Source organism: Ramlibacter lithotrophicus, assembly GCF_012184415.1.
GTDB lineage: Bacteria > Pseudomonadota > Gammaproteobacteria > Burkholderiales > Burkholderiaceae_C > Ramlibacter > Ramlibacter lithotrophicus.
On the sequence record NZ_VTOX01000011.1, the window covers coordinates 158,299 to 183,456 of the forward strand.

Annotated in this window: 36 protein-coding genes and 1 tRNA gene; 8 read left to right on the plus strand and 29 right to left on the minus strand. The window is 62.3% G+C overall.

Annotated features, from left to right (window positions below):
* Positions 1-8: 8 nt before the first annotated feature.
* Positions 9-641 carry a cation efflux transmembrane domain-containing protein gene (locus RAMLITH_RS22960; RefSeq protein ID WP_168109785.1) on the plus strand — a complete coding sequence of 211 codons (633 nt, stop codon included), beginning with the start codon at positions 9-11 and terminating at the stop codon, positions 639-641.
* Positions 642-686: 45 nt separating this feature from the next.
* On the opposite strand, the gene RAMLITH_RS26290 is transcribed toward RAMLITH_RS22960, so the two are convergent.
* The 4 genes from RAMLITH_RS26290 to RAMLITH_RS22980 form a co-directional block, all read right to left on the minus strand.
* Positions 687-1,043 carry a putative phosphothreonine lyase domain-containing protein gene (locus RAMLITH_RS26290; protein ID WP_420376937.1) on the minus strand — a complete coding sequence of 119 codons (357 nt, stop codon included), beginning with the start codon at positions 1,041-1,043 and terminating at the stop codon, positions 687-689.
* Positions 1,044-1,220: 177 nt separating this feature from the next.
* Positions 1,221-1,439, minus strand: coding sequence for a GDCCVxC domain-containing (seleno)protein (locus RAMLITH_RS25910; RefSeq protein ID WP_168109787.1), 219 nt, complete (start codon positions 1,437-1,439; stop codon positions 1,221-1,223).
* A gap of 1 nt (position 1,440) precedes the next feature.
* Entirely contained in the window at positions 1,441-1,725 is a 285-nt protein-coding gene (merP, locus tag RAMLITH_RS22975; protein ID WP_168109788.1) for a mercury resistance system periplasmic binding protein MerP, read from the minus strand.
* 6 nt (positions 1,726-1,731) lie between these two features.
* Positions 1,732-2,100, minus strand: a complete 369-nt coding sequence (locus RAMLITH_RS22980) for a mercuric transporter MerT family protein (protein WP_168109789.1) — start codon at positions 2,098-2,100, stop codon at positions 1,732-1,734.
* A 12-nt stretch (positions 2,101-2,112) separates the two neighbouring features.
* Between RAMLITH_RS22980 and RAMLITH_RS22985 the strand changes: the two genes are divergently transcribed.
* Positions 2,113-2,556 carry a MerR family transcriptional regulator gene (locus tag RAMLITH_RS22985; protein WP_202883320.1) on the plus strand — a complete coding sequence of 148 codons (444 nt, stop codon included), beginning with the start codon at positions 2,113-2,115 and terminating at the stop codon, positions 2,554-2,556.
* Here the strand turns inward: RAMLITH_RS22985 and RAMLITH_RS22990 are convergent.
* The 4 genes from RAMLITH_RS22990 to RAMLITH_RS23005 form a co-directional block, all read right to left on the minus strand.
* The gene (locus tag RAMLITH_RS22990) at positions 2,536-2,838 is read right to left on the minus strand and encodes a hypothetical protein (protein WP_168109790.1); all 303 of its coding nucleotides are present in this window, start codon (positions 2,836-2,838) and stop codon (positions 2,536-2,538) included. The genes RAMLITH_RS22985 and RAMLITH_RS22990 overlap by 21 nt on opposite strands.
* A gap of 168 nt (positions 2,839-3,006) precedes the next feature.
* Positions 3,007-4,743 (minus strand): hypothetical protein, encoded by a 1,737-nt coding sequence (locus RAMLITH_RS22995; protein ID WP_168109791.1) that lies wholly within the window; start codon positions 4,741-4,743, stop codon positions 3,007-3,009.
* Positions 4,740-5,873 carry a dsDNA nuclease domain-containing protein gene (locus RAMLITH_RS23000; RefSeq protein WP_168109792.1) on the minus strand — a complete coding sequence of 378 codons (1,134 nt, stop codon included), beginning with the start codon at positions 5,871-5,873 and terminating at the stop codon, positions 4,740-4,742. Before RAMLITH_RS23000 ends, RAMLITH_RS22995 begins: the two co-directional genes overlap by 4 nt.
* An 891-nt stretch (positions 5,874-6,764) precedes the next feature.
* The gene (locus RAMLITH_RS23005) at positions 6,765-7,070 is read right to left on the minus strand and encodes a DUF6471 domain-containing protein (RefSeq protein WP_168109793.1); all 306 of its coding nucleotides are present in this window, start codon (positions 7,068-7,070) and stop codon (positions 6,765-6,767) included.
* A gap of 147 nt (positions 7,071-7,217) precedes the next feature.
* Here RAMLITH_RS23005 and RAMLITH_RS23010 point away from each other — a divergent pair, with 147 nt between their 5' ends.
* From RAMLITH_RS23010 to RAMLITH_RS23025, 4 genes are all read left to right on the plus strand, one after another.
* Positions 7,218-10,046, plus strand: a complete 2,829-nt coding sequence (locus RAMLITH_RS23010) for an integrase catalytic domain-containing protein (protein WP_168109794.1) — start codon at positions 7,218-7,220, stop codon at positions 10,044-10,046.
* Positions 10,047-10,138: 92 nt separating this feature from the next.
* Positions 10,139-11,221: an ATP-binding protein gene (locus RAMLITH_RS23015; protein ID WP_168109795.1), complete on the plus strand. Its 1,083-nt coding sequence runs from the start codon at positions 10,139-10,141 to the stop codon at positions 11,219-11,221.
* Positions 11,214-12,518 (plus strand): TniQ family protein, encoded by a 1,305-nt coding sequence (locus tag RAMLITH_RS23020; RefSeq protein ID WP_168109796.1) that lies wholly within the window; start codon positions 11,214-11,216, stop codon positions 12,516-12,518. Before RAMLITH_RS23015 ends, RAMLITH_RS23020 begins: the two co-directional genes overlap by 8 nt.
* A 217-nt stretch (positions 12,519-12,735) precedes the next feature.
* Positions 12,736-13,176, plus strand: coding sequence for a hypothetical protein (locus tag RAMLITH_RS23025; RefSeq protein WP_168109797.1), 441 nt, complete (start codon positions 12,736-12,738; stop codon positions 13,174-13,176).
* Positions 13,177-13,423: 247 nt separating this feature from the next.
* Here RAMLITH_RS23025 and RAMLITH_RS23030 read toward each other — a convergent pair.
* From RAMLITH_RS23030 to rplN, 19 genes are all read right to left on the minus strand, one after another.
* Positions 13,424-13,500, minus strand: a tRNA-Met gene (locus RAMLITH_RS23030).
* A 35-nt stretch (positions 13,501-13,535) separates the two neighbouring features.
* Entirely contained in the window at positions 13,536-13,931 is a 396-nt protein-coding gene (gene rplQ / locus RAMLITH_RS23035; RefSeq protein WP_168109798.1) for a 50S ribosomal protein L17, read from the minus strand.
* An 85-nt stretch (positions 13,932-14,016) separates the two neighbouring features.
* A complete protein-coding gene (locus RAMLITH_RS23040; RefSeq protein ID WP_157401077.1) occupies positions 14,017-15,006 on the minus strand; it encodes a DNA-directed RNA polymerase subunit alpha in 990 nt (329 codons plus the stop codon).
* Between the two features lie 134 nt (positions 15,007-15,140).
* On the minus strand, positions 15,141-15,764 hold the full coding sequence (rpsD, locus tag RAMLITH_RS23045) for a 30S ribosomal protein S4 (RefSeq protein ID WP_168109799.1): 624 nt from the start codon (positions 15,762-15,764) through the stop codon (positions 15,141-15,143).
* Between the two features lie 132 nt (positions 15,765-15,896).
* Positions 15,897-16,301, minus strand: a complete 405-nt coding sequence (gene rpsK, locus RAMLITH_RS23050; protein ID WP_168109800.1) for a 30S ribosomal protein S11 — start codon at positions 16,299-16,301, stop codon at positions 15,897-15,899.
* A gap of 77 nt (positions 16,302-16,378) precedes the next feature.
* Positions 16,379-16,744, minus strand: a complete 366-nt coding sequence (gene rpsM / locus RAMLITH_RS23055) for a 30S ribosomal protein S13 (RefSeq protein ID WP_168109801.1) — start codon at positions 16,742-16,744, stop codon at positions 16,379-16,381.
* Positions 16,745-16,766: 22 nt separating this feature from the next.
* Positions 16,767-16,880 carry a 50S ribosomal protein L36 gene (gene rpmJ / locus RAMLITH_RS23060; RefSeq protein WP_011481465.1) on the minus strand — a complete coding sequence of 38 codons (114 nt, stop codon included), beginning with the start codon at positions 16,878-16,880 and terminating at the stop codon, positions 16,767-16,769.
* Positions 16,881-16,920: 40 nt separating this feature from the next.
* Positions 16,921-17,139: a translation initiation factor IF-1 gene (infA, locus tag RAMLITH_RS23065; RefSeq protein ID WP_012734373.1), complete on the minus strand. Its 219-nt coding sequence runs from the start codon at positions 17,137-17,139 to the stop codon at positions 16,921-16,923.
* A gap of 7 nt (positions 17,140-17,146) precedes the next feature.
* Positions 17,147-18,466, minus strand: coding sequence for a preprotein translocase subunit SecY (gene secY / locus RAMLITH_RS23070; protein ID WP_168109802.1), 1,320 nt, complete (start codon positions 18,464-18,466; stop codon positions 17,147-17,149).
* A 23-nt stretch (positions 18,467-18,489) separates the two neighbouring features.
* Entirely contained in the window at positions 18,490-18,939 is a 450-nt protein-coding gene (rplO, locus tag RAMLITH_RS23075) for a 50S ribosomal protein L15 (protein ID WP_168109803.1), read from the minus strand.
* 25 nt (positions 18,940-18,964) lie between these two features.
* Positions 18,965-19,150, minus strand: a complete 186-nt coding sequence (gene rpmD / locus RAMLITH_RS23080; RefSeq protein WP_168109804.1) for a 50S ribosomal protein L30 — start codon at positions 19,148-19,150, stop codon at positions 18,965-18,967.
* A gap of 14 nt (positions 19,151-19,164) precedes the next feature.
* Positions 19,165-19,686 carry a 30S ribosomal protein S5 gene (rpsE, locus tag RAMLITH_RS23085; protein ID WP_168109805.1) on the minus strand — a complete coding sequence of 174 codons (522 nt, stop codon included), beginning with the start codon at positions 19,684-19,686 and terminating at the stop codon, positions 19,165-19,167.
* 17 nt (positions 19,687-19,703) lie between these two features.
* Positions 19,704-20,069, minus strand: a complete 366-nt coding sequence (rplR, locus tag RAMLITH_RS23090) for a 50S ribosomal protein L18 (RefSeq protein WP_168109806.1) — start codon at positions 20,067-20,069, stop codon at positions 19,704-19,706.
* Positions 20,070-20,080: 11 nt separating this feature from the next.
* Positions 20,081-20,614: a 50S ribosomal protein L6 gene (gene rplF, locus RAMLITH_RS23095; protein WP_168109807.1), complete on the minus strand. Its 534-nt coding sequence runs from the start codon at positions 20,612-20,614 to the stop codon at positions 20,081-20,083.
* Between the two features lie 16 nt (positions 20,615-20,630).
* Entirely contained in the window at positions 20,631-21,026 is a 396-nt protein-coding gene (gene rpsH / locus RAMLITH_RS23100) for a 30S ribosomal protein S8 (RefSeq protein WP_168109808.1), read from the minus strand.
* An 18-nt stretch (positions 21,027-21,044) separates the two neighbouring features.
* Positions 21,045-21,350 carry a 30S ribosomal protein S14 gene (gene rpsN / locus RAMLITH_RS23105; protein ID WP_168109809.1) on the minus strand — a complete coding sequence of 102 codons (306 nt, stop codon included), beginning with the start codon at positions 21,348-21,350 and terminating at the stop codon, positions 21,045-21,047.
* 9 nt (positions 21,351-21,359) lie between these two features.
* Positions 21,360-21,899 carry a 50S ribosomal protein L5 gene (rplE, locus tag RAMLITH_RS23110; RefSeq protein ID WP_168109810.1) on the minus strand — a complete coding sequence of 180 codons (540 nt, stop codon included), beginning with the start codon at positions 21,897-21,899 and terminating at the stop codon, positions 21,360-21,362.
* Positions 21,900-21,901: 2 nt separating this feature from the next.
* A complete protein-coding gene (rplX, locus tag RAMLITH_RS23115) occupies positions 21,902-22,219 on the minus strand; it encodes a 50S ribosomal protein L24 (protein WP_168109811.1) in 318 nt (105 codons plus the stop codon).
* 14 nt (positions 22,220-22,233) lie between these two features.
* Positions 22,234-22,602 carry a 50S ribosomal protein L14 gene (rplN, locus tag RAMLITH_RS23120; protein ID WP_168109812.1) on the minus strand — a complete coding sequence of 123 codons (369 nt, stop codon included), beginning with the start codon at positions 22,600-22,602 and terminating at the stop codon, positions 22,234-22,236.
* Between the two features lie 297 nt (positions 22,603-22,899).
* Between rplN and RAMLITH_RS23125 the strand changes: the two genes are divergently transcribed.
* The gene (locus RAMLITH_RS23125) at positions 22,900-23,058 is read left to right on the plus strand and encodes a hypothetical protein (RefSeq protein ID WP_168109813.1); all 159 of its coding nucleotides are present in this window, start codon (positions 22,900-22,902) and stop codon (positions 23,056-23,058) included.
* On the opposite strand, the gene RAMLITH_RS23130 is transcribed toward RAMLITH_RS23125, so the two are convergent.
* Positions 23,055-23,390, minus strand: coding sequence for a DCL family protein (locus tag RAMLITH_RS23130; protein ID WP_168109814.1), 336 nt, complete (start codon positions 23,388-23,390; stop codon positions 23,055-23,057). The two genes, RAMLITH_RS23125 and RAMLITH_RS23130, sit on opposite strands and share 4 nt — an antisense overlap.
* Before the next feature lie 18 nt (positions 23,391-23,408).
* The gene (locus tag RAMLITH_RS23135; RefSeq protein ID WP_168109644.1) at positions 23,409-24,524 is read right to left on the minus strand and encodes a BstA C-terminal domain-containing protein; all 1,116 of its coding nucleotides are present in this window, start codon (positions 24,522-24,524) and stop codon (positions 23,409-23,411) included.
* 127 nt (positions 24,525-24,651) lie between these two features.
* Here RAMLITH_RS23135 and RAMLITH_RS23140 point away from each other — a divergent pair, with 127 nt between their 5' ends.
* Positions 24,652-25,119, plus strand: a complete 468-nt coding sequence (locus RAMLITH_RS23140) for a hypothetical protein (RefSeq protein WP_168109815.1) — start codon at positions 24,652-24,654, stop codon at positions 25,117-25,119.
* The last annotated feature ends 39 nt before the right edge of the window (positions 25,120-25,158 follow it).

Below are 25,158 nucleotides of genomic sequence, written 5' to 3' on the forward strand. Positions count from 1 at the left end.
ACCCCACCATGTCTGCCAGCTGCTGTTCTCACTCGAACTGCTCGAGTCCAGTTGTCGACCCGCGCTACCGCAAGGCGCTTTGGGCCGCGCTGTTTCTGAACGCCATCATGTTCGTCGTCGAGCTCGGCGCGTCTTGGACCTCTGGGTCGGTTTCCCTGATGGCCGACTCCATCGACTTCTTCGGAGATGCCGCAAACTATGGCATCTCCCTGGCCGTGCTCACGATGGCTGCTTCGGCCCGCTCCAAGGCAGCGCTCTTCAAGGCCGCCAGCATGGGCGGGTTCGGCGTCTTTGTACTTGGCAAGGCCGTCTACAACCTGCAAGCAGGCGTGACGCCGGAGCCCATCACAATGGGCGCAGTGGGTCTTGCCGCCCTAGCTGTGAACGCCGGGGTGGCGCTGATGCTGTACCGCTTCCGCACAGGGGACGCCAACATGCGGTCGGTGTGGATTTGCTCGCGCAATGACGCCATCGGCAACGTGGCCGTGATGCTGGCCGCCGTCGGAGTGTTCGGGACGGGCACCGCTTGGCCGGACTTGCTCGTTGCGGGCGTCATGGGCGTTCTGGCGCTCGCCGGCGCGTGGAGCGTGTTCCAGCAGGCACGAGCGGAGCTTCGCGGCTCTCTGGCCGCCGCGTACTAGGACTGCAAGAAGAGCTCTGGTCGAGGCGCACGCGCGTGGGGGCTGTCATGCTTCGTACGTGAATCGCTCGACTCCTCGGTAGGTGTCAAGGTCGCGCTTGTATCGGAGTCGCTCCGCGAAGCCCGCGGCCCGCAGCACCTCACGCACTTCCATGACATCGGCGCGGTCGCGCCAGTCCCGCGTGTAGACGCAGATTACGTGCTCGGGGTAGCCCCCCAGTAGCCTGCTCTGTCGGGTACTCACCTTTGCGCATAAGAGGGCGCCTGCAGATACGAGACCAAGTACATTTATCCACGCGCCATCGACCGCATCGCCGCCTTTTGGTATGAGCCACTTACCCGAACGACGAGTGCTCTCGAACACCTGGCCGGGTGCAGTTAGCACCAGCCACGGTTCGCCCATCGTCGTGCTCGGACGTAACAAGCTGTCCCCGGTGTTCACGCTTCGCTCAGCTCATATCAGAGATGACTGTATGTTCACACAGATTGTAGGGGCCTGCCTTTCCTAGACACCGGGACGACAGAACGAATGCCGACCAGTCCAGTTCCATCCTCGAGGTCTACGCCAAAGGCGCAAGTCCTAGCCCGCGCAGCAGGCACTGCCGCCTTCTTGGATGGGGGGACACTTCACTGTCCCGTACGAGCAGAAGACGCAGCAGTCGCCCGGCAGGGGCCGCAGGACGGCTAGGCAGTTCTCGCACTCATAGAACCACTGGCAGGCATCGGTGGGCATGGTCTCGGCCTTGACGTGCCCACACTCCGGACACGTCAGGGTTGATTCCAAAACAACAGGGGTCACGTCACTGCACTCGCTTCAAGGTGGAGGGGAAGCCGGCGTCGGCTGTCGCTTTCATGAGGGCTTCCTGCGTGGTCTTAGCCGAGTCGAACCTGACGACAGCGAGCTTGGTCTTGAAGTCGACCTTCGCGGACTCGACTCCCGGCACCTTTTCCAACGACATGCGAACTGCGATGGGGCACGTCGCACACGTCATATTGCTGACCTGAAGTATCACGCTGCGGTCGGTTGCAGCATGGGCACCGGCCGTGATGGCCAAGGCGCCCAGAAGGATGGCGAGTGATTTCATCGCAGCTCAGTAGAAAACAGGCGCGTAGAGCGGCAGAGCAACGAGCGCTACCGCCAAAGCGGATACGACCCAGAACAGCGCCTTTTGACGGCTACGGGTGGAAGACACGGCGCAGACGTCGCCGGGCGCGCATTGCGCTGACTTCAGGTAAAGGCGATAGAAGGCATAGCCGAGGAACGCCGCGGTGGCGGCGATGAACCACGGCTGATACGCTTCCAGCGCCGTTAGCTGCGAGCCCCAGGCGCCGCCCACACCGAGGACGACGAGGAGCAACGGCCCGGCGCAGCAAGCCGATGCTCCCAGTGCGGCAGCTGCACCCGCAAATACTGATGCTCGGACGGTCCATGGTGGGTCTTCTGTGCGTTCTGCATTCATGTGGAGTAGTCTATGTACGTACCTGAGTACGGAGTCAAGCCCACCGTGCAGTCAATGACAATTGGGCAGCTCGCAGCTGCTGCCGGCGTGAACGTCGAAACGGTGCGGTACTACCAGCGCCGCAAGTTGCTCGCTGTCCCCGAGCGCGAGGTCGGCAGCATCGGGCGGTACCCAGAGAGCGCCCTCACCCGGTTGCGCTTTATCAAGCGGGCGCAAAGCCTTGGGTTCTCATTGGACGACGTGCAGGTCCTTCTCTCGCTGGATGAAGGCCAAGCATGCTCATCTGCACGGGAGTTGGGAGAACGCAAGCTTGCTGATGTGCGCGAGAGAATCCAGACGCTGCGCGCGCTCGAGGTCGCTCTTCAGGGCTTGGTTGCCAGATGTTCCAGCAATAGGCGCAAGGTGAGCTGCCCACTCATCGAGGTTTTGATGCGCTCAGACGTGGCGCGCCCCTGAGCTGGGTCGAACAGTCAGCGCTTCACCGAGGCGGAGCTCCAAGGATTTCTTCAGATTGGCGACCTGCGCGACCTCCTTGGCGGTTGGCCCGTACTCGTCTACATCGAGCTTCAGGATTGCGACCTCTCGGACCAAGTCGCTGGCCACTTGTTTGACGAAGGCCTCGTCTTTCCCCGACAGGCCTCCAAGCAGCGTGCGAAGAGACGCGGCGGATTCGCCGACCTGGATTGGTTGGTCGCGGGGTCGAAGTCGACGGTCGATAACGAAGACGAACGCGCCCATGTTGCTTCGGGTATCGACGGTCCCGTCCTCTTCGATGGTGACTACAACTACTGGGGCCGCAGGCTCCGGACTTTTTTCTGCCATGGCTCGTAAGGGCGAGTAGATGAAATAGTTCTGCGGCCTACCGGCCGCGCACTGGATGCGCTTTTCGGTCCTGGACGGCGCCCCTCAGCTCTCAGCTAAGGGGCCGCCTTCGACTCTTGGCTTCACTGCCTCACGCAGCTTGGCGAGGGGAACTTGCAACCGCTCGGTGACGGCCTTGAAGGAGTCCTCGGACATCACGCTACCTTCGGCGGCGAGGGTCACTACCTCGAACTCTCCGAGAGGCACGTTCTCCGGCAAGCGCTCAACTGCCAAGATGACTTGATGCTTGAACCCAGCCGCTCGGCCAAGGACGTCAATCATTCTGCGAAGGTTGGTGTCATCCTGGCCAGATTGAGCCAGCGTGTCAGCAACGAACGGGAACAAAGGCGTATCGCCCCATTCTGCGTTCGTGGCCAGCATGGCTAGGTGCATTGCGAGCAGCGACCGAGGGGCCGAGCTACCACCGGACTGCGCACGCGAGCCGGGCTTCGGCTCGGAGATTTGCTCAGAAGCTGGTACTCCGAGAAGATTAGAAAGGCTGGCGAACTGGTCGTTGAAGTACTTGCGGACGCTCTTCAGCCGGTCTGCATCGGTGTACTTCTTCAGCTCAACCTCCGCTCTGTCTTTGCTCTCGTTCAAGCGTTTCAGAACCACGCCAAGGTCATTGGTCACGCGCTCAAACGCGTTGTCCAAGGTCCGCTTGCTCTGGGACGCGAGGACGTCCTCCAGCTTTAGCCGAGCCCTCCGCTCGCTTTGCATCTGGTCGAGTTCGCCGATGGACCGCTCAATCTGCTTGAGCGAACCACGCACGCGGGCTTCATCAGCTTCTGTGGCGTCAAGCTGTGACCGCATCTCCGCCACCAGAGCGGTCAGGGACTCCAAGTCGCTGGACAGCTGCAGCCGGGCGTGGAAGGAGTTCGCGTGGACAGTACCGCAAGTGGGGCACTCGATTGAGGTGTTCGCCTGCTCCAAGTACGCAAAATCTCCCGTGAGCTCACTCTGGGCCCGCTGGGCGACGTTCAGCTCTGAGTGCAGCTTTTGACGAGAATTCACTAGGTTCAGCAGCTGCGTGCGAACACGAACCTGCTCCTGCTGAAGCTTCAGCGCGCGCTTGCCCAGTTCTGCAAGTTCGGAGCGGAATGCGTTGACATTCAGGGAAGGCAGCTTTTTTGGAAGGACGTCCTCCACTCGTTTGAACGCCTTCCTTTGGGCATCCAGCTCTTGCTCTTTCTCGCGGATGCGTGCTACGGCGTCGTCCTTTTGGTGCTTCACTACAAAGTACGCGTTAGGGTGCAGGCCGATGAAGGCCTGGAACGTCTCGTCCTTCCATTTGGAGAATTGGCCGAGATTCTCAAAGGTGTCCCAGTCCGCGCCCCAACTCCCGTCCTGGTCCATGTAGTAGGGCAGCAGCATGTAGCTGACGCCGGCCGGCGCATACACGTTGCTCTGAGGCCGCCGTAGCTCCAGCTTGTAGCCAAAGAACTCGCTGGCGAGCCGGTCCCACACGGTCAGCTTGTCCGCGGAAAAGAGCAAGTCGCCAGCTTCATCGAACATGCCTAGGCGCTTGCCCTGGCGGAGCGACATATACGTCTTACCTGCGAACTCGAACTCCAGAGCAGCAGCCGTGTCCGGGTCCCAGTGGCCCGGAGACTGCTTCAACGTGGGGCAGCCGAGTGACCACAGCAGGTTCTTAGTGATTCTCGACTTCCCCACCCCGTTTGGGCCGAACAGGAGGGTCTTGCTGCTGAACCGCTGCTCCCGAGCCTTCCCGTCTCTTCCGGATACGAGCCAAAGCGTCTTGAAGTTCACGCGCCGGTTCATTCTTTTTCCTCAGATTGCGCACCAGGCGCAGGAGTGAGTACGTCGAGTTCGATTCCATCGGTCAACACCAGTAGGGCGATTGCTCGCAAATAGGAGACAGGGAGGCCGGCCGTCAGGAAGTGCTCGGTCGCGCGTACCTCCTGCACGACTTCCTCCATAACTTCTTTGAGCGTACCCGTGGAGCCTGCCTGCATGACCTTTGCCTTTGCCACCGCAAGCGCCGTTGCGATTTGCCGGAAGACCTCATTCGTTCTGTCGGTCGCTTCGGCGCAGACGCGCACGCGTTGCACGCGAATTTGCTCGCGCGCGAAGAACGGGTACTGCTCGCGTTCCAGTTCCTCGATGGCTCTGTCCAGTGCGTGGTGAACTGGCGGCCTGAGTTGCGCGACCTGGGCCAAGATGTCGACAACCTGCTTGCGAGAGAGCAGCCGTGTCTTAAGTTCTTCAAATGACCTGGCGTAGCTGGTGTCAGAGGCGCGACGCTGAATCTCGCTCGCGAGCATCTGAGCGGCGATGGTTGTATGGGAAAGTTTGAACGGGAGCTTTCCTGCCGCGGAAAGGTCGCTCAGCTTGCCCCCGACAAACATCTCCTGCTCGCCGAGCGGGAGGTTTGTTCTCTGCACGTGGACGCAGGACAGGTCCACGTCGTCTGCAACCACCCCAAGCTGCTGCCCGAGCTGCGCTTTGACTTTCGTCTGCTGTTCCTCCGTCAAAGTGTGCAGACATGTTTTGCCTGCATTCGTGTCGCTGCCTTTTTCGTTGGGCAACTTCACGCCCACGTTCGAGACGAAATGCAGAACCGTCGGGTGGCCTTTGAATTCCAGCTTGCGGCGGTATAGCTTCGCGAGGATGGAGGGCTCGTGCCCGTCGCCCGACTTGAGCTTCGTGCCCTTGCGCTGCAGCTCCTCGAGCGACCAAGCACCGCTGCGCTCTGACTTCTTCACTTGGCAAAACTCCACCGAGCTCGGCGCCTCGGCGGAGTCCAGGATGGCTACGTCCTCCTTGAACTCGGAGAGGATGGCGAAGTCCTGCTGCGTCTCCAGCCTTTCGACGGCGGATAGCGTCGCCCACCACTGCTGAAAGGAAAAGCCCAGGGTGGCCGACCTGCCTCCAGACTCGTCTCCGGGCAAGTCGCGCAGCAGGGCTTCGAGGGGACCAGGTCCAGATGCCGCTGGCGCGGTGGGCTGTCGACGAGGCGGCATTGTCAGACTAGGGTGCGGGCAGCTGCAAACCAATAGCAGCCGCGCACCGTCCTGGGAAGTCTCATGCCTGTATTGCCTCCACTCGCGCCGAACCTTCTTGTGCGCCGACGCGCTAAATAGAGGCCGGCAATTCAGATTCCAGCGGCCATCGTACCTACGGTTGCTTCCGGTGCCAACGTCCATGTTGGCGAGGCGAGCTTGTATCACCATCCCTGCGAACGCGTTCTTCGCCAGGTCGAACTTCTGGGTGAGTTCCTTCGACTGACAGCCTGTCGCCCGGCAGCCTAAGTAGAAGCGCTCGCGAGTTATCTCCCAAGGTGCGATATGAGTCAGTCAATCTCCCCGTCGGTGAGGCCCCAGCCCCTCGTATTCAACGACCTTCGGACCTTGGCAAGAAGCTCGCTGTTGCTCCACTCAGGTCTCTCAGCACGTTTCCGCTGGCAGTAGGCGGTCAGCTGGCGAAGCAGGTGCGCGCACACGTCGTAGCGGCCAGTCAGTTCCTCCTCGGAGAAGTCGGTGATACAGCGTCCATCCTGGAGCACCACGGCAAGTTTCGGCTGCGCACCCGCCAGGGCGCCGGGTGCGCGCATTCACTGGGCGCGTGCGATGACGTACGCGAGGGTTTGGTCATGGCGCTCCGGCAGGGGCCCGAATACTGTCCGTCCATACAGCAAATGCTGAAACTGGCCTCCGTCAGCTCACCATTCGTATGTTTGCGTTCACTGCTGCTGCATGAACCGAAGCTAGCAGCTTCCGTTGCAAATGCATCCGTCTAACCCTATAGTTACTACAAGGTTTATGGCGTGACTCAATCGTAGGTCACTTCCGCCGCGCGGCCGTCTCGCGCGGGTCTGGCAAATGCGAGATGTCAATGGACTTGGTCCCCATGACTCGCAAGGCCTCCAGGAAGAAAGCCACAGAGAAGGTGCCGCGGTTTATGCGTGTCATCAGGCTCTGCTCGGAATCACCGGCACCCAGGTCACGCGCGAGCGTCTTGTAGACGTACCCGTGCTTGGCCATCTCGGCCTGCAGCAGTCGCCTCGCTGCCACCTGCCACAGGGTTTTTCGGCGCTGGTTTGAGGTGCTCGCTGCCGCCCCCGGCGGGCTTTTCTGGTCTTCGGGCATGTGCCCATCAAGTAGTGGAGGACGCTCTGACTCTACCTGCGCTTTTTAGCTTGTACCTGTCCATTTTGTATGTTTAAGGGTCCATCTAGAGGACGACCGTTTTCCAGCTCCTAGACGCTGGAGACACACACGCAATCAACCAAGGCCATGCTGACCGATACCGACCTCGAAAGACTCTTTGCCGAACGGAAGACACCGGCGGCCGGGCGCACACTGATTCGGAAGATTCGCGCTGAATCGCCCGTCCGCCACCTGCAGTACCGCATGGGCGGTGTCCGCACCCGTCTCATCAGCAAAAAGATGGGCGGCAAAGCGTTGTACGCGGAAAGCCGCACATGCGAGTTCCCGGCCATCTACATCCGCGAGCATGACCCTGACACCATAGAACTCTGGCCGCAGCCCTGCACGGTGGACCTGAAGCTGCAGAGCGGCAACGGCGGTACTCGGGTGCAGCACACGCCGGACCTGTTCGTCATCGAACAGGGCGGCTTCGTCATCGAAGAGTGGCGAGAGCTGCCGCGCCTCATGAAGCTCGCGCAGGACCGCCCCGAGCACTTCTACCGCGACAAAGATAACCAGTGGCATTACGTGCCGGTGGAGGAGCACTTCAAGGAGCTCGGCATCGAGTACCGCCTGCGGTGCTCGGACGAGCACCCGCGGGTGCATTTGTCGAATCTTTCCATCTTGGAGGATTACGCACTCGAATCGACACCGCCTGTCCCCGAGGAGGAGCGGCAGCGGATTCTCACGCTGATGGGTGAGCACAACAAGCTTGCACACCTTCAGCTTGTAGTGGAGCACGGCTTCAAGGCCGACCATGTCTTCCAGCTTGTTCTGGACGGCACTGTCTACGTTGACCTGAACGAGACCCTGCTGCGCAACACTGGTGAACTGGTCATCTATCGGGACAGGACTGTCGCACGCGCAGATGCCCTGTTGAACCGTGACCAATCGGCAGCACTCCCCGGCAGCGCCCTGACCCTGATGTCCGGCACGCGTTTCCTCTTTGACGACACCTTGTATGAGGTGGTCTTGCTTGGCAAAACGCAAGTGACCGTGCGGGACGTGAAGACCGGCAAGTCGTCCCTCTTGGATGTCGCCTTGGTCGAGGAGATGTTCCAGAAGCAACTCGTGGTGTCGGGGAGCGAACAACGCGTCAAAAAGGAGTTCGACGCCGACGTCCTCTTCAATGAAAACCGACTGGGCGAAGCGCTTGAGCGCCTGGAATCGCTTCAGAACCCCGACAGCGCGAAAGTCAGCAAGCGCACCCTGAGCCGCTGGAGAGAGAAGACGAGGGGATTGCTGTCACCCCAGGAGCAACTCGATGCCCTGGTTAGCCGCAATCCTGGCAACACCACACGGCGCTTGCCCGCCGATGTACTCGCCCTGGCAGAAAAGGTTGTCAAGGAGTTCCACAACACTGCCAAGAACCCCACCAAACAAGCGACGTTCAACGTCTACACGTCCCTGTGCGCGGACGAGAACGTGACGCCGATGTCCAGGGCCATGTTCTACAAGTGGATTAAGCGCCACGAGAGCGTTGTCGACCGGGAAGGCAAGCGCAAGGCGTACCAGAAGGCGCCCATTCCGCTCACGTACGACTACGAGCATCCGGTGCATGGCGTGCTCCCGCACGAGGTCTGCTACTGCGACCACACCATCCTGAACGTGTTCCTGAAGGGCGCCGTGATGCCCGACCTGGGAAAGCCGACCATCACTTTGATGATGGACGGTTCGCTTTCCAAGGCCAGGGGCTTTTATCTCTCGTATCGGCCAGCAAGCGCCGTCTCGGTCCTCATGTGCCTGCGCGACTATGTTCGGCGCAACGGCCGGCTGCCACGTGTGCTGGTCCTGGACAACGGCCGTGAATTCCACAGCCAGGCGCTGCTTCAGTTCTGCTCGATGTTCGGCATCACCATTCGCTGGCGTCGCGCGTCGCACCCCCGCGATTCAACTTTGGTTGAGCGGATGCTTGGCGTCACGGAGCAGGAAATCATCAGCCAGCTGGATGGCAACAGCCTGGCCTTGAAGGACCCCCGCATGGTGTCCTCTACCCACCATCCGGACAAACACATTCGCTGGACGCTTCCCGGTCTGCACGGCGCGTTCGAATACTTCTTGTTCGACGTCCATCCGAATCGGATTCACCCGCGATTCGGGATTTCGCCCAACGAGTATGAGAAGAGGCTGATTCTGGAGTGCGGTGCTCGAGAGCACGTCATCGTCCGCTTTGACCAGACCTTGAAGCTGCTCACCTCGCCACATTCTGGCAAGGCAACGCGCGCCGTCGACCGCAAGCGCGGCGTCGAAGTCGACGGCATGTGGTACTGGCATGACAAGCTTGCGCTCGCGAAGGCCGGAGAGCCGGCCGAAGTGCGCGTCGAGCTCTGGCGGGCACGCGCGGTCTACGTCTGCTTCCGCAACAACTGGTATGTCGCCATTGCCCGCGACGGTGGCAAGTTGGAGGGCCGGTACCGCCAAGAGTTCGAGCTGCAGCAGCGCGAGGAGACGCGCGCCCGGCGCACGGCCGCTCAGAAAGACAAGAACTCCGTCGAGAACGCAAAGAAGCGCGAGAACCTTTGGGACCCGGAACGGTGGGACGAGCGCATCCGCGACCAGCTGTCGGAGATGTACTACCTGTACGAGCGCCTTGGAATGGCCGAGGCCCTTCCCGAGGCAACGAACCCGCAGGGCGGCATCGTGTCTCTGGGCCTGCCGAAGGGAACTGCGCTCGAGCTCATTCATGCCGTGGAAGGCGAGCCGGGTGTGTATGTGGCTGGCGACTGGGTCGAAGACGACAAGTCTTCCGGCGCTGCGGACACCAGCGCTTCCTCGGAGCCTAAGAAGAGCAAGCGCGCCGCAGTGAAGGCGGCTGCGCCAAGCCCGTCGCCCTTGGCGCCGGCGTCCGGAGCGCCTGCAGCAGCTCCGGTCCCGGAGCTCGCGCTGGAAGCGCCGCAGGACGACGACTACTTCTGAGGAGGAACGCACGACGACATTCCCCCTCACATCGCGAGTTCCGGCGGCGCAACGCACCGCCTCCCTTAGTTCACCAAATCCATTCATTGCTCATGATTATCAAAAGCGACAAACAACCCTCCGAGCTCCCCCCGCTGAAGAAGAAGCCGTGGGAGGTCGGCCTCTCGGCCGAAATGGTCGAAAGGCAACTGGCGTTCTACGAGACACGAGTGAAGCACCCGGCCATGCAGAGGCTGTTGGACGACCTGATGCCGCTGCTGATGCCCCACTCGGAGTCCAATATCATCGTCATCACAGGAGCCACCGGCGCGGGCAAGAGCACCCTGACGCGCGTTCTCCTGAAGTCCCTGTTCCAGGACTTCGCCCAGCTCATGCAGGATGACACCTCCGTCATTCCGCTCATCTCCGTGGAGGCCTATGCGAACGGAGAACGCCAGCACGGCTTCAAAGGCCTGTTCCAGAGCATGCTCGGTCAACTCGTAGAGCCTGGCACAGAGCAAAAGGCACCGGCAATCCTCGCTGACGGCAAGCTGGTCGTGCAACCCACGTCCAAGCACACGGTCGCCGGTCTTCGCCTGACTCTGGAAGCTGGCCTGCGCGAGCGCCGCACCCGCGTCGGCGTCATCGACGAAGCTGCTCACCTGCTGCGATTCGCCAAGGACGTGGTCGTGATGGACACGCTGAAGAGCCTCTCGAACACCACAGGGACGAAGTGGGTCCTGGTTGGCTCGTTCGACCTGTTCGACCTCATCATGGAAGACGGCCAGGTTGCTCGTCGCGCAAGCATCCTCAACCTCGAGCGATACCACCTGGAGAAGGCAGAGGACCGGCACACCTATCGCGACGTCGTGGCCAAGCTTCAGGCCAAGTGGCCCTCGGAGGAGGTTCCCAATTTTGTCGCCATCTCGGACGCGCTGTTGGAAGTCTCGCTCGGCTGCATTGGCCTTCTTAAGTCGCTGCTGCTCGACGCGTCCGCCATGCAGATGCGCAACGGCGGCAAGTGGAACCCTGAATTCCTCAAGAAGGCTGCCAAGGCCAACAAGATTCGCGACCTCATCCGCCGTGAAATCGAAGTGGGCGAGGAGAAGGTTCGCGATGCGCTGTACGGGAACTCACTGTGGGATGAGGCGACGTTCTCCAAGCTCGTTCACAAGATGGAGACGACCCGTGCCTAACCGCACCTTGTTCTACCCCAAGCAGTTGCTTGGCCAAGGCACCGCACAGGTCCAGAGCCTGCGCAGCTACCTGGAGCACCTGGCGCTGGCTCACAACATGAAGCCGCGCGCGATGCTCGAGAGCCTGTTCGCGACCTTTCCGGTCACGCAGCACGAGGCCGCAATCCCTACGCTGCTCAAACGCTGCAGCGTGCACGGCAACGCGGCTCTGGGCCCTGAACTTCGCGAGCGCTTGGAGCGGGCCACGGGGTGCTCGCTTGAGGAGGCCGGCTTCTGGCGGTTCAGCGGGCTGCTTGCGCCTACGAACCTCGTGCGGAATCGGACGATGTACTGCCCCTGCTGCGTTCAGGAGGGTGAAGAGCTTCCGTACATCCGACTCTTGTGGGTCGCTGACTGCGTGACGGCATGTCCGGTTCACGGCGTGAGGCTGCGATTGGATTCCGAGTGCGGCGCGCCGGAGAGCGAGCGCTTGCCCGTGCAGAAACGCCCGTCGCTGGGTGGCGTCTGCACGCAGTGCGGAAGCGTTGGCCACCGGTGCGTCACCGACGCGCCCGAGGCCGCAACCCAGGAGGAGATTGCTGTGGCTCGCCAGGTCGCACGACTCCTCGCCCTGCCGGAGGCCACCATCAACACGTTCACGCCAGAGTCGCTGCGCTCGGGCCTCAAACAATTGGTCTCCGCCGTGTACGGGGGAAGCGTCGTGCGCGCCTCCCGTGAAGCCGGCCTGTCCCGTGCTTCCGTGTGCACGTGGGCAGGTGGTGGACGGCCCGGCTTGCCGTGGCTGGTTCAGCTGTGCCTACACGCCGGCGCGGATGTCGTTCAATTGCTTGGCGGTTCGTATTCCCCGCTTGAGGACCAGTCGATGACCGGCAAGCAGTACGACGTCATGGGTCGTACGTACAACTTCGCGCAGACCGACAATGAGACTGTGCGCCGGCTGCTGCGCGAGGCCGCCTTGGAAGCCAACCCGCCCAGCCTGCGCGAGTTCGCGCGGCGGCACGGCCTCCACATCGACACGCCGAAGAAGCGATTTCCGGCCGAAGCACGCGCCCTGGCCGAAGTGGGGCGCGCTCACCTGAAGCGAATCCGTCAGCTGCAATACGAGGAGGCGGTGGCCTCGTACACCCGTGCGGCAGAGGCGCTGCGGGAGAAGGGCTCTTGTGTCCATGAGCGGACACTGCAGCAGGAAAGCGGCTTGGTAGCTTTCAGCCAGAACGCCTCCCGGGTGCGAGCCCTCCAGTCCGTTCTGTCTCGCTTCCGGGCGCATGAAGATGAAGAAGCCGTCGCGGCGGGCTAGGACGGAATCTCATATGAGTTGTCCGCGAGCCTGGAAATCTCTCATGGAGAGTCCGAAGCCGTCCGGAATCTCCTATGAGTGGTCGTTTCCTGCAGGACGTCTCTCATCAGGTGTCCGCAGGCTCAAGGAATCTCAGAAGAACTGTCCCCAGGCTCGGCATCGCGCGGCACTTGCTTCGAGTCGCTACACGTTGGGCGCGCAAGGTGCTGCGCCTCACATGGAGGACATATTGGCAAGACAGAAATTGGGCGGCCGGCTGGGTCGCGCCCGGCGGGCGTCGTTGGCGGCAGCCTTGCCAGCGTGTGAACTGAAGCCCGAGGAGCTGAAACAGGCGAGGAAGGAAGTTGCGTGGCTGTTCCGACGGTTGCAGCGCAAGGTGTCCGGGGTCATCGCCGCCGGCGGCCGCGCAGAGGTAAACATCGGCTCCGATGCGGAGTTTCAGTTTCGTGCTGACCAGGTGCTGAGAACGTTGGTGCTGTGCTCCGGTAACGTCCAGTGGCAACTGGCCATCGAGTTGGAGGCACACCCGTTCCACCAAGAATGGCGTGACCTACTGGCCTGGGGACGTCGAGAGAGATTGTTTCTCAAGGCCACCGCCTCGCTGGACCCCGTTCAGACGAAGACGGTTTATACGCTTGAGGCTTTGCCGCTAGAGTGACCTTCACTAGCGAGGCCTAAGCTCATTCATTCTGACCGCGTGAGTCTTCTGACCACGCGGTTTCCTTTTGTCCGCTTAGCAGGCTGAAGCAAAGAAAAAGGGCGAGTCGGTTGACTCGCCCTTATCAGTTTGACCCTACGGTCCGTCTACCATCTGTTGACCGGACCTGAAATCTACCATCCTGCGTCCACAGCGGACATCGGATGGTGGATTTCACATTTGCTGCGAGCCTTGACGGCTTGCGTGTTGGTTGCGCGGGCAAGATTTGAACTTGCGACCTTTGGGTTATGAGCCCAACGAGCTACCAGGCTGCTCCACCGCGCGTCAGAAGTGAAATTATAGCTTGAACCGCGATGACCTTATTCGGCCGCAGGCGTTTCGGTCGTCGCTGCGGGCTCCGGACGGTCCACCAGTTCGACGAGTGCCATCGGAGCGTTGTCGCCGACGCGGTAACCCATCTTGAGGATGCGCGTGTAGCCGCCCGGACGCGTCTGGTATCGCGGGCCGAGTTCGCTGAACAGCTTGGTCACGATCTCGCGGTCGCGCAGGCGATCGAACGCCAGGCGCTTGTTCGCCATCGTGGGTTCCTTGGCCAGCGTGATCATCGGCTCGACGACGCGGCGCAGTTCCTTGGCCTTGGGGACCGTGGTCTTGATGACTTCGTGCTCCAGCAGCGAGTTCATCATGTTGCGCAGCATCGCGAGGCGGTGCTCGCTGGTGCGATTGAGTTTACGAAGGCCGTGGCCGTGACGCATGGTGATTTCCTTTCCTTATCGAGACCGCAGCCGGATCAGGTACTGCGGGTTCACCAGTTCAAAAAGTTGGGGCAGCCTGGTTGGCTTAACGCTTGTCGAGTCCCGCCGGCGGCCAGGACTCGAGCTTCATGCCAAGGGTCAGCCCGCGCGAGGCGAGCACTTCCTTGATCTCGTTGAGCGACTTGCGGCCCAGGTTCGGGGTCTTCAGCAGCTCGTTCTCGGTGCGCTGGATCAGGTCGCCGATGTAGTAGATGTTCTCGGCCTTCAGGCAGTTGGCCGAGCGCACCGTCAGTTCCAGCTCGTCGACCGGACGCAGCAGGATCGGGTCGAACTGCTGCGAGCTGCGCTGCACCGGCTGGTCGAAGGCGGCCAGTTCGCTGCCTTCCAGCTGCGCGAACACGGCGAGCTGCTCGACGAGGATCTTGGCCGACGCGCGCACGGCGTCTTCGGCGGTGATCGCGCCGTTGGTCTCGATCTCGACGACCAGCTTGTCCAGGTCGGTGCGCTGCTCGACGCGGGCGCTCTCGACGGTGTAGCTCACGCGCTTGACCGGCGAGAACGAGGCGTCCAGCACGATCCGGCCGATCGACTTGGTCGGCTCGTCGGCGTAGCGGCGCATCGTGCCGGGCACGTAGCCGCGGCCCTTCTCCACCTTGATCTGCATGTCGATCTTGCCGCCTTGCGACAGGTGGGCGATCACGTGGTCGGGATTGATGATCTCGACGTCGTGCGGGGTCTGGATGTCGGCGGCCGTGACGACGCCTTCGCCGTCCTTGCGCAGCGACAGGGTCACCTCATCGCGGTTGTGGAGCTTGAACACCACGCCCTTGAGGTTCAGCAGGATGCTGACGACGTCTTCCTGGACGCCGTCGATCGACGAGTACTCGTGCAGGACACCGGCGATGGTGACCTCGGTTGCCGCATACCCGACCATCGACGACAGCAGGACCCGGCGCAGGGCGTTGCCCAGGGTGTGGCCGTAGCCGCGCTCGAACGGCTCGAGCGTCACCTTCGCGCGGTTGGTGCCGAGCTGTTCGACGTTGATGGCTTTGGGTTTCAGCAGGTTCGTTTGCATTCAGGACTTCCTCTCAATACCCCCGGCTCGTTACACCGGTAAGGCTGGTGAAGCACCCGGCGTGCGGTGCCCCACGCGCAGGGAACGAAAAAACATCGAAGGACGCGGTCGCAAAGCGACCGCGTTATCCTCCGTTATCGCGAGTACAACTCGACGATCAGCGCTTCCTTGACGTCGGCGGCGAACTCGTCGCGGTCCGGCACCTTCTTGAACGTGCCTTCGGCCTTGTCGGCGTTGACTTCGACCCACGCGGGCAGGCCGACCTGCTGGGCGAGCTGCAGCGCCTCGACGACGCGGTTCTGCTTCTTGGACTTCTCGCGCACGGCGATCACGTCGCCGGTCTTGACCAGGTACGACGGAATGTTGACCGGCTGGCCGTTCACCGTGATCGCCTTGTGCGACACCAGCTGGCGAGCTTCGGCGCGGGTGGAGCCGAAACCCATGCGGTAGACGACGTTGTCCAGGCGCGATTCGAGCAGGAACAGCAGGTTGGAACCGGTGTTGCCGCGGCGGCGCTCGGCTTCCTCGAAGTAGCGGCGGAACTGCTTTTCCAGCACGCCGTACATGCGCTTGACCTTCTGCTTCTCGCGCAGCTGCAGGCCGAAGTCGGACGTGCGCTGGCCGGACGTGCGGCCGTGCTGCCCGGGCTTGGAGTCGAACTTGGCCTTGTCCGCCAGCGAGCGGCGGGCGCTCTTGAGGAACAGGTCGGTGCCTTCACGGCGGGAGAGTTTGGCCTTGGGGCCGAGATAACGTGCCACTGTCTTTCCTTTGATTCATCTGCCGCGGCCATTTCCGCCGCGGGAGCTGGAAGCGCATGCGCCGCCAGCGGTGGGCTTAAAGAACTTTTGGAGGAAAACACGGTTTGCTCGCGCAAACCGTGTCCTTCGACCTTAAATCCTCCGGCGCTTTTGAGGACGGCAGCCGTTGTGCGGCACCGGGGTCACGTCGGCGATGGAGTTGATGCGGATGCCGAGCGCGGCCAGGGCGCGCACCGAGGACTCGCGCCCCGGGCCGGGACCCTTGATCTCGACGTCCAGGTTCTTGATGCCCTGCTCGATGGCGGCGCGGCCGGCGACTTCGGAGGCGACCTGGGCGGCAAAGGGCGTCGACTTGCGCGAACCCTTGAAGCCCTGGCCGCCGGACGAGGCCCACGACAGCGCGTTGCCCTGGCGGTCGGTGATCGTGATGATCGTGTTGTTGAAGGACGCGTGGACGTGCGCGACACCGTCGGCGACGTTCTTGCGGACCTTCTTGCGCACGCGCTGGGCGGCGTTGCTGGCGGGAGCTTTTGCCATGTCTTTTTCCTAATCAGAGGGATCCGAACAAACGCGCTGCGCGCTCTTTGGTCCGACCCCAGGTCATTTGCATCCGGTTATTTCTTCAGTGCCTGGGCGGCGCGGCGCGGGCCCTTGCGGGTGCGCGCGTTGGTGCGGGTGCGCTGGCCGCGCACCGGCAGGCCGCGGCGATGGCGGAAGCCCCGGTAGCAGCCGATGTCCATCAGGCGCTTGATGTTCATCGTCGTCTCGCGGCGCAGGTCGCCTTCGATCGTGAACTGGCCGATGGCGTCGCGCAGGCGCTCGAGGTCCTGGTCGGTCAGGTCCTTGACCTTCTTGGCGTACGGAATGCCCGTGGCTTCGCAGATCCTGCGAGCGCGGCTGCGGCCAATGCCGAAGATGGCCGTCAGGCCGATTTCGGCGTGCTGATGCGGCGGGATGTTGATGCCGGCGATACGTGCCATGTCTTTTCCTCTAAACCTGTGGTCAGCCCTGGCGCTGCTTGTGGCGCGGATCGGTGCAGATCACGCGGACAACGCCCTTGCGGCGGATGATCTTGCAGTTGCGGCAGATCTTCTTGACGGAAGCCGAAACTCTCATTGGTCTTTCTCCTGTTGCCTCAAAAGTAGGCGCAAAGCGCCTACTTGGCGCGAAACACAATCCTGGCCCGCGACAAGTCGTAGGGCGTCAGTTCCACGGTGACCTTGTCACCAGGGAGGATGCGGATGTAGTGCATCCGCATCTTTCCCGAAATATGTCCGAGCACCACGTGCCCGTTTTCCAGCTTCACGCGAAACGTCGCGTTGGGGAGGTTTTCGACCACCTCACCCTGCATCTGGATGACATCGTCCTTTGCCATGTCCGCTTTAGCCGCCCAGCGAGGTCTTGAAATTCGCCTTCTTCAGCAGCGACTCGTATTGCTGCGACATGAGGTAGTTCTGCACCTGGGCCATGAAGTCCATGGTCACGACCACGATGATCAGCAGCGAGGTCCCGCCGAAATAGAACGGGACGTTGTATTTCAGGATCAGGAACTCCGGCAGCAGGCAGACGAACGTGATGTACACGGCGCCGGCCAGCGTCAGGCGGACCAGGATCTTGTCGATGTAGCGGGCCGTCTGGTCGCCGGGACGGATCCCGGGGATGAACGCACCGCTCTTCTTCAGGTTGTCGGCGGTCTCGCGGCTGTTGAACACGAGGGCCGTGTAGAAGAAGCAGAAGAACACGATTGCGCCGGCGTACAGCATCACGTAGATCGGCTGGCCCGGCGACAGCGTCCCGGCGAGGTCCTTGAGCCAGCGCATCGAGTCGCCGGTCGAGAACCAGCTCACCACCGTCGCCGGCAGCAGGATGATCGACGACGCGAAGATCGGCGGGATCACGCCGGCCATGTTCAGCTTCAGCGGCAGGTGCGACGACTGGCCGCCGTACACCTTGTTGCCGACCTGGCGGCGCGCATAGTTCACGAGGATCTTGCGCTGGCCGCGTTCGACGAACACCACGAAGTACGTCACCAGGCCGACCACCACCACAATCACCAGGGCCACCAGGATGCTCATGGCGCCGGTGCGAACCAGTTCCAGCAGGCCGCCGATCGCGCTCGGTAGGCCCGCGGCGATGCCCGCGAAGATCAGGATCGAGATGCCGTTGCCCAGCCCCCGCTCGGTGATCTGCTCGCCGAGCCACATCAGGAACATGGTGCCGGCCGTCAGGCTGATCACCGCCGTCATGCGGAAGCCGAAGCCCGGGTTCACCACGAGACCGGCCGAGCCTTCCAGCGCCAGGGCAATACCCAGCGACTGGAAGATCGCCAGGCCCAGCGTACCGTAGCGCGTGTACTGCGTGATCTTGCGGCGGCCAGCTTCGCCCTCTTTCTTCAGCTGCTCGAACGTCGGCACGACGTAGGTGAGCAACTGCATGATGATGGACGCCGAGATGTACGGCATGATGCCCAGCGCGAACACGGTGAACCGCGACAGGGCCCCGCCCGAGAACATGTTGAACAGGCTCAGGATCCCGCCCTGCTGTCCCTTGAACAGCTGCGCGAGCTGGTCCGGGTTGATGCCGGGCACCGGGATATGCGCACCGATGCGGTACACCACCAGGGCCAGCAGCAGGAAGACCAGCCGGCGACGCAGGTCGCCGTACTTGCCGGTCTTTGCAATCTGGGTTGCGCTCGTTGCCACGCTGGACTTCTTCCGCTTGCCGGTCAGGCCGTGGCGATGCTGCCGCCGGCCGCCTCGATGGCCGCCTTGGCCCCGGCGGTCGCACCGATGCCGTTCAGCTTGACGGCCTTGGTCAGCTCGCCCGACTTGATCACCTTGACGTTCTTCACCAGTTCGCCGACCAGGCCGGCCTGCTTCAGGGTGAGCAGGTCGACGTCGGCCACGTTCGACCCGGTCACCAGGCGCTCGAGCGCGGCCAGCGTGACTTCGCCGTTGAACTTGGCCGATTGCGACTTGAAGCCGCGCTTGGGCAGTCGGCGCTGCAGCGGCATCTGGCCGCCTTCGAAGCCGACCTTGTGGTAGCCGCCGGCCCGGGACTTCTGCCCCTTGTGGCCACGGCCGGCCGTCTTGCCCAGGCCAGAGCCGATGCCGCGGCCGACGCGACGCCTGGCGTGCTTGGCGCCAGCGGCGGGCTTGAGGTTGTTGAGTTCCATCTGAGTCTTCCAGTCGGTCCGGCGCTTACAGCACGCGGACCAGGTAATCGACCTTGTTGATCATCCCGCGCACGGCGGGCGTGTCCTGCAGCTCGCGCACGCTGTTGAGCTTGCGCAGACCAAGGCCGCGCACGGTGGCGCGGTGGTCGGCCTTGGTGCCGATCGGGCTGCGCACCAGCTGGACCTTGAGGGTAGCTTGTTGGGTTGCCATTGCTTTGACTCCGGTCAGGCGGCGAAGATCTCTTCGACCGACTTGCCGCGCTTGGCCGCCACTTCCGACGCCGTGGTGGAATTGCGCAGCGCGTCGAACGTGGCGCGGACCATGTTGTAAGGATTGCTCGACCCGTGGCTCTTGGCCACGATGTCGGTGATGCCCATCACTTCGAACACGGCGCGCATCGGGCCGCCGGCGATGATGCCGGTACCCTTCGGGGCCGGGGCCATCATGACCCGCGCTGCGCCGTGCTGGCCGAACACGTTGTGGTGGATGGTGCCGTTCTTCAGCTGCACCTTGGTCATGTTGCGGCGGGCTTCTTCCATCGCCTTCTGCACGGCCGCCGGCACTTCCTTCGACTTGCCCTTGCCCATGCCGACGCGGCCGTCACCGTCGCCGACCACGGTGAGCGCGGCGAAGCCGAGAATCCGGCCGCCCTTCACCACCTTGGTCACGCGGTTGACCGCGATCATCTTCTCGCGCATCCCGTCTTCGGGACCGTCACCTTGCGTCTTTGCCTGAACTCTTGCCATGATCTTTTCCGTGTCCGTTAGAACTGCAGGCCGGCTTCACGCGCGGCATCGGCCAGCGCCTTGACGCGGCCGTGGTAGGCGAAACCGGCGCGGTCGAAGGCGACCTTCTCGACACCGGCGGCTTTCGCCTTCTCGGCGATCAGCTTGCCGACGCTCGCGGCGGCAGCGGCGTTGCCGCCCTTGCCGGAAGCGCCCAGCGACTTGCGCAGATCGGCCTGGGCCGTGGAGGCCGTGGCCAGCACCTTCGCGCCGTCGCCGGAAATGACCGTGGCGTAGATGTGCAGGTTCGTGCGGTTCACCGTCAGCCGCGGCACGCCTTGCGTGGCGATGCGGATGCGGGTCTGGCGGGCACGACGCAGGCGTTGCTCTTTCTTGCTCAACATGGTGCGGCCCTTTATTTCTTCTTGGTCTCTTTGATCGTGATCTTCTCGTCCGCGTAGCGGATGCCCTTGCCCTTGTAGGGCTCGGGCGGGCGGATCGCGCGGATTTCGGCGGCCACCTGGCCGACACGCTGGCGATCGGCGCCCTTGATCACGATTTCGGTGGGGGCGGGCGTGGCGACCGTGATGCCGGCCGGCATGTCCTTGTTCACCGGGTGCGAGAAGCCGACCGACAGGTTCAGCTTCGTGCCCTGGGCGGCGGCCTTGTAGCCCACGCCGACCAGGTTCAGCTTCTTCTCGAAGCCCTTGGTGACGCCGACGACCATGTTGTTCACCAGCTGGCGCATGGTGCCGCTCATGGCATTGGCTTCGCGCGACTCGTTCGCCGGCGTGAAGGTCAGCTTGCCGCCTTCATTCGACACATTGACCAGGGCGTTGCTGGCCAGCGACAAAGTGCCGCCGGTGCCCTTGACGCTGATCTGGTCGTCCTTGATCGCCACGTCCACGCCTTGCGGGACGGCGACCGGCATTTTTCCAACTCGGGACATTTCTGCTGTTCCTTCCTCAGGCGACGTAGCACAGGACTTCGCCGCCGACGCCGGTGGCGCGGGCCTTGCGGTCCGTCATGACGCCTTGCGGGGTCGTGACGATGGCCACGCCCAGGCCGTTCTGCACCTGCGGGATGGCGTCGCGGCCCTTGTACACGCGCAGGCCGGGGCGGCTCACGCGCTCGATCGTCTCGATCACGGGACGGCCGGCGTAGTACTTCAGCGCGATTTCGATCTCGCTCTTGCCGCCGTCGGTCTTGACCTGGAAGCCGTCGATGTAGCCCTCGTCCTTCAGGACCTGGGCGATCGCGACCTTCACCTTCGAATACGGCGCCGTCACGGTGGCCTTGGCCACCATCTGCGCGTTGCGGATGCGGGTCAGCAGGTCGGCGATGGGATCACTCATGCTCATGTCGTAGTCTCCTGCCGCTTACCAGCTGGCCTTGATCACGCCCGGGATGTCGCCGGTGAAGGCCATCTCGCGGATCTTGTTGCGGGCCAGGCCGAACTGCTTGAACGTGCCGCGCGGGCGGCCCGTGATCGCGCAGCGGTTGCGCTGGCGCGTCGGATTGGCGTTGCGCGGGATCTTCTGCATCGCCACGCGCGCCGCGGCACGCTCCTCGTCGCTCTTCTTGAGGTCGTTGGCGATCGCCTTCAGTTCGGCCATTTTCGGCGCGTACTTCGCGACCAGTTTGTCACGCTTGAGTTCGCGCTGGATCAAAGCTGTTTTAGCCACGCTGCACCTTCAGTTCTTGAACGGGAAACGGAAGCCGGCGAGCAGTGCCTTGCACTCTTCGTCCGTCTTGGCCGTGGTGGTGATGCTGATGTTGAGACCGCGCAAGGCGTCGACCTTGTCGTACTCGATCTCGGGGAAGATGATCTGCTCTTTCACGCCGATGTTGTAGTTGCCGCGGCCGTCGAACGCGCGACCGGAGATCCCGCGGAAGTCGCGCACGCGCGGCAGGGCCACGGTGACGAAGCGGTCCAGGAACTCCCACATGCGCTCGCCGCGCAGCGTCACCATCGCGCCGATGGCCTGGCCTTCGCGGATCTTGAAGCCGGCGATGGCCTTCTTGGCCTTGGTCACGACCGGCTTCTGGCCGGCGATCTTGGTGAGGTCGCCGACGGCGTTGTCCATCACCTTCTTGTCGGCGACGGCTTCCGAGACACCCATGTTCAGGGTGATCTTGGTCAGGCGCGGCACCTGCATCGGCGACTTGTAGCCGAACTTCTCGGTCAGCTCGGGAACGACTTTTTCCCGGTAGATTTGTTGCAGACGTGCCATGCTCATGCCACCTTGATTTCTTCGCCGCTGGACTTGAAGACGCGCGTGCGCTTGTCGCCGTCCACCTTGATCCCGACACGGTCGGCCTTGCCCGTGGCGGCGTTGTAGATCGCCACGTTGGACTGGTGAATCGGCATGGCCTTCTCGACGATGCCGCCGGTCGTCCCCTTCATGGGGTTCGGCTTGGTGTGCTTCTTCACCAGGTTGATGCCTTCGACGACCAGGTGGTCGTCGTCCTTGCGGAGCGTCACCTTGCCGCGCTTGCCCTTGTCCCGGCCTGCCAGGACGATGACTTCGTCGCCTTTGCGAATCTTGTTCATGAAAAGCGTCCTTGTCAGAGAACTTCGGGGGCGAGCGACACGATCTTCATGAACTTCTCGGTGCGCAGTTCGCGCGTCACCGGGCCGAAGATGCGGGTGCCGATCGGCTCCAGCTTGTTGTTGAGGAGCACGGCGGCATTGCCGTCGAACTTGACCAGGGAGCCGTCGCTGCGGCGCAGGCCCTTGGCGGTGCGAACCACCACGGCGCTGTAGACCTCGCCCTTCTTGACGCGGCCGCGCGGCGCAGCTTCCTTGATGCTCACCTTGATGATGTCGCCCACGCTGGCGTAGCGACGCTTGGAGCCGCCCAGCACCTTGATGCAAAGAACGGACTTCGCACCGGTGTTGTCGGCGACTTCGAGCCGGGATTCTGTCTGGATCATTTCAATAATTCCCAACTTGTACCCGCAGCCTGCACCGGAAGTCGGTCCGGCACGGACATCGGATCAGTCTTGGGCCCGCCGTCGCCGCCCGGCAAACCACTTGCAGGACGGCTTCGAATGGGCAAGAACCGGAAAGTCCCACGGACTTCCCAGGCGCATTTTTTCAGCGCAGCCAGCGATTATTGCAGGCCGCGTGGCCGCTGTCAACCGCCTTCGCGGTCAGGTCATGGTTCAGTCTGCCACGGCCTGCCGTTACAACTCCCTTGCCCAACCTGACCAGCCTGCTACGCTCACCCCATGTCCACTCGCAAAGACTTCAGCCAGGTAGCCCTAGACGTGGTGCGCCGCGCAACCCGCGAGGACGAGCCGCCGAAGCCAGAACCGAAGACCAAAAAGCAAACCGCGCCCAAGGCGAAGACCAAGGGCGCGGTGAAGAAGGCGGGGAAGAAGGGCTAGGCCGACGCCACTCTTACGGCCTTGATTGCGCTGAAGTCAACTGCCGTGCCGTCCTGGCGCATGACATAGAAACACGAAGTCTTGACCCCGCCAGGGCGCGGCTCACGGTCCAAGTCCCGGTAGAAGTAGTCAACGCCAACGCCCGTCTTCGTCTCAGACAAACCGGGAACTGCGTCATACACCGAAAGCAGCGCCGCTAGATCGTCATGGTCCTGCTGGTCTGTCACGCGCTGGCCGTCGGCATACCTGTTGAGCATGTCCTTGAAGTGATCGAGGGCGGCGCTCTGAGGCCGCCAAGTCCGACCATTCGGAAGCGAAACGGTTTTGGTCATGTCGTTCTCCTATTGCTGCTACTTGAGGCGCTTCTTGGGCGCTTCCAGCTGTTGCGCGCCAAAGGCTCCTAGCGCCTTGTTGGCGAGTGCGAGCGGGACAGTTCCTTTCCTCGTCTGCCCAAGCATGTACGCAGGGAACTTAGACCTGATGTACGTCGCCTGCAGCCATGCGCGAAATGCGCCCAACGCTTCTTCTGGATAGCAGAACGCAGGTTGTGGGTTACTCTTGGATTGAGGGTAGTACAGCGGGTATTCGTGATCGTAGCGAGTGCGATTGCCGTACTTCCGGTCGAGGTCGTTAGCCTCCCAATGGGAGCTCCAGTGAAGACCAACCGAAACATCAGGCACAACCTTGTCGCTGATGAATATGCCCGCGCGGATCATCGGCACAAGCATGATGGCTATTTCCCTGAAGACACTGAAGTAACCCATGGGGACCGACGTCGCGGTCATGTCGACGCGATCATGGAAGTGCCGCCAGCTATCCAGCACCTTCTGCTCTGGCGAGTATCCGAGCGCCTCGTAGATGAAGCGCCGAAGCCCGAAAGAGGCGAACTTGCGGTAGTTTGCCAAGGCATTGGAGTTGTCGCCCTTGTATTCAAAGGCGTAGTACTCAAGGAACGCCATGCAAACCACGTCAGGGTAAGCGTAGTGAATGGAGCCCGCCTGAACCGTCTCGACGTGGAGGGTCGGTTCATCGAACCCGTTCTCGTTGAGGTACTTTTGAAAGAACGAGATTCGGTCCTTGCCGCTCACCCAGTCGTTGTGGCGCTCCTCCCACTCTTTGACGATGTCGTAGATGGTGCTTCGCGCGCCGCCAGTAATAGTGGCCAGCCCGCGTTGGGTGAGATACGGCATGCCGTTTTCCAACACGCCCATTTCCACGCCGCCAACGTCGCGCTCAATCTCAATCCCAAGGTCTAGGGATGCTTGCTTGAGGGGTGCCGCCATTGCGGTGCTTTTCGCTCCTAACTCCTTGTTTTTGTTGGGTTTTAGGGGTGCCGCCGGTTTGCCCTCCCAGCGCTTCTTGGCCGCTGCCGAGGCTATAGCAGCACGCTCTTCCGGCGAGAGCTTTACAGCTCGCGCCAGTCCGCCTTTTCTTCGGCCCTTTGGCTCGTCCAGATCATCGCTCATGCAAGCACTCCTATAGGATGCTTGCATTATCTGCTCATCTGCGGCGAGAATGCAAGCATTCGACCAACTGTGCTTGCATTTTAAGCGTTACAAACTAGAATTCAAACTGACCCGAACGAAAGCCGCCATGAACAAGCTCTCCATCCAAGACCGCGTGCTGATCCTCAACTGCCTCTCCGAAGGGCTGGGCATCAACGGCACGGCGCGGATGACGGGCAAGAGCAAGAACACGGTCCTTAAGCTGCTGGCCGATGTGGGCCAAGCCTGCGCCCTATACCAGGACCGCGTGATGAACAACCTCAAGTGCGAGCGGATCGAGTGCGACGAGATTTGGTCCTTCGTCGGCGCCAAGCAGCGCAACGTGAATCCCGACAAGGAGTCGCACGCCGACTACGGCGACTGCTACACGTTCACGGCCATTGACCCCGTTTCCAAGCTGATGCCGTGCTGGCTGGTCGGGCAGCGCACGCCGGAAGCCACGGAAGATTTCATGAACGACTTAGCTCCTGTCACCTCTCACCGTTTTCGAGCCAATCCGTTTCCGGCATATTCAAGCCAGTTGCGGCTGCAAACGGGCATCCCGAGCGAGGGTTAAGCATGGCCGTTTTTCGCGGCGGCGGCAACTGGCTGACGA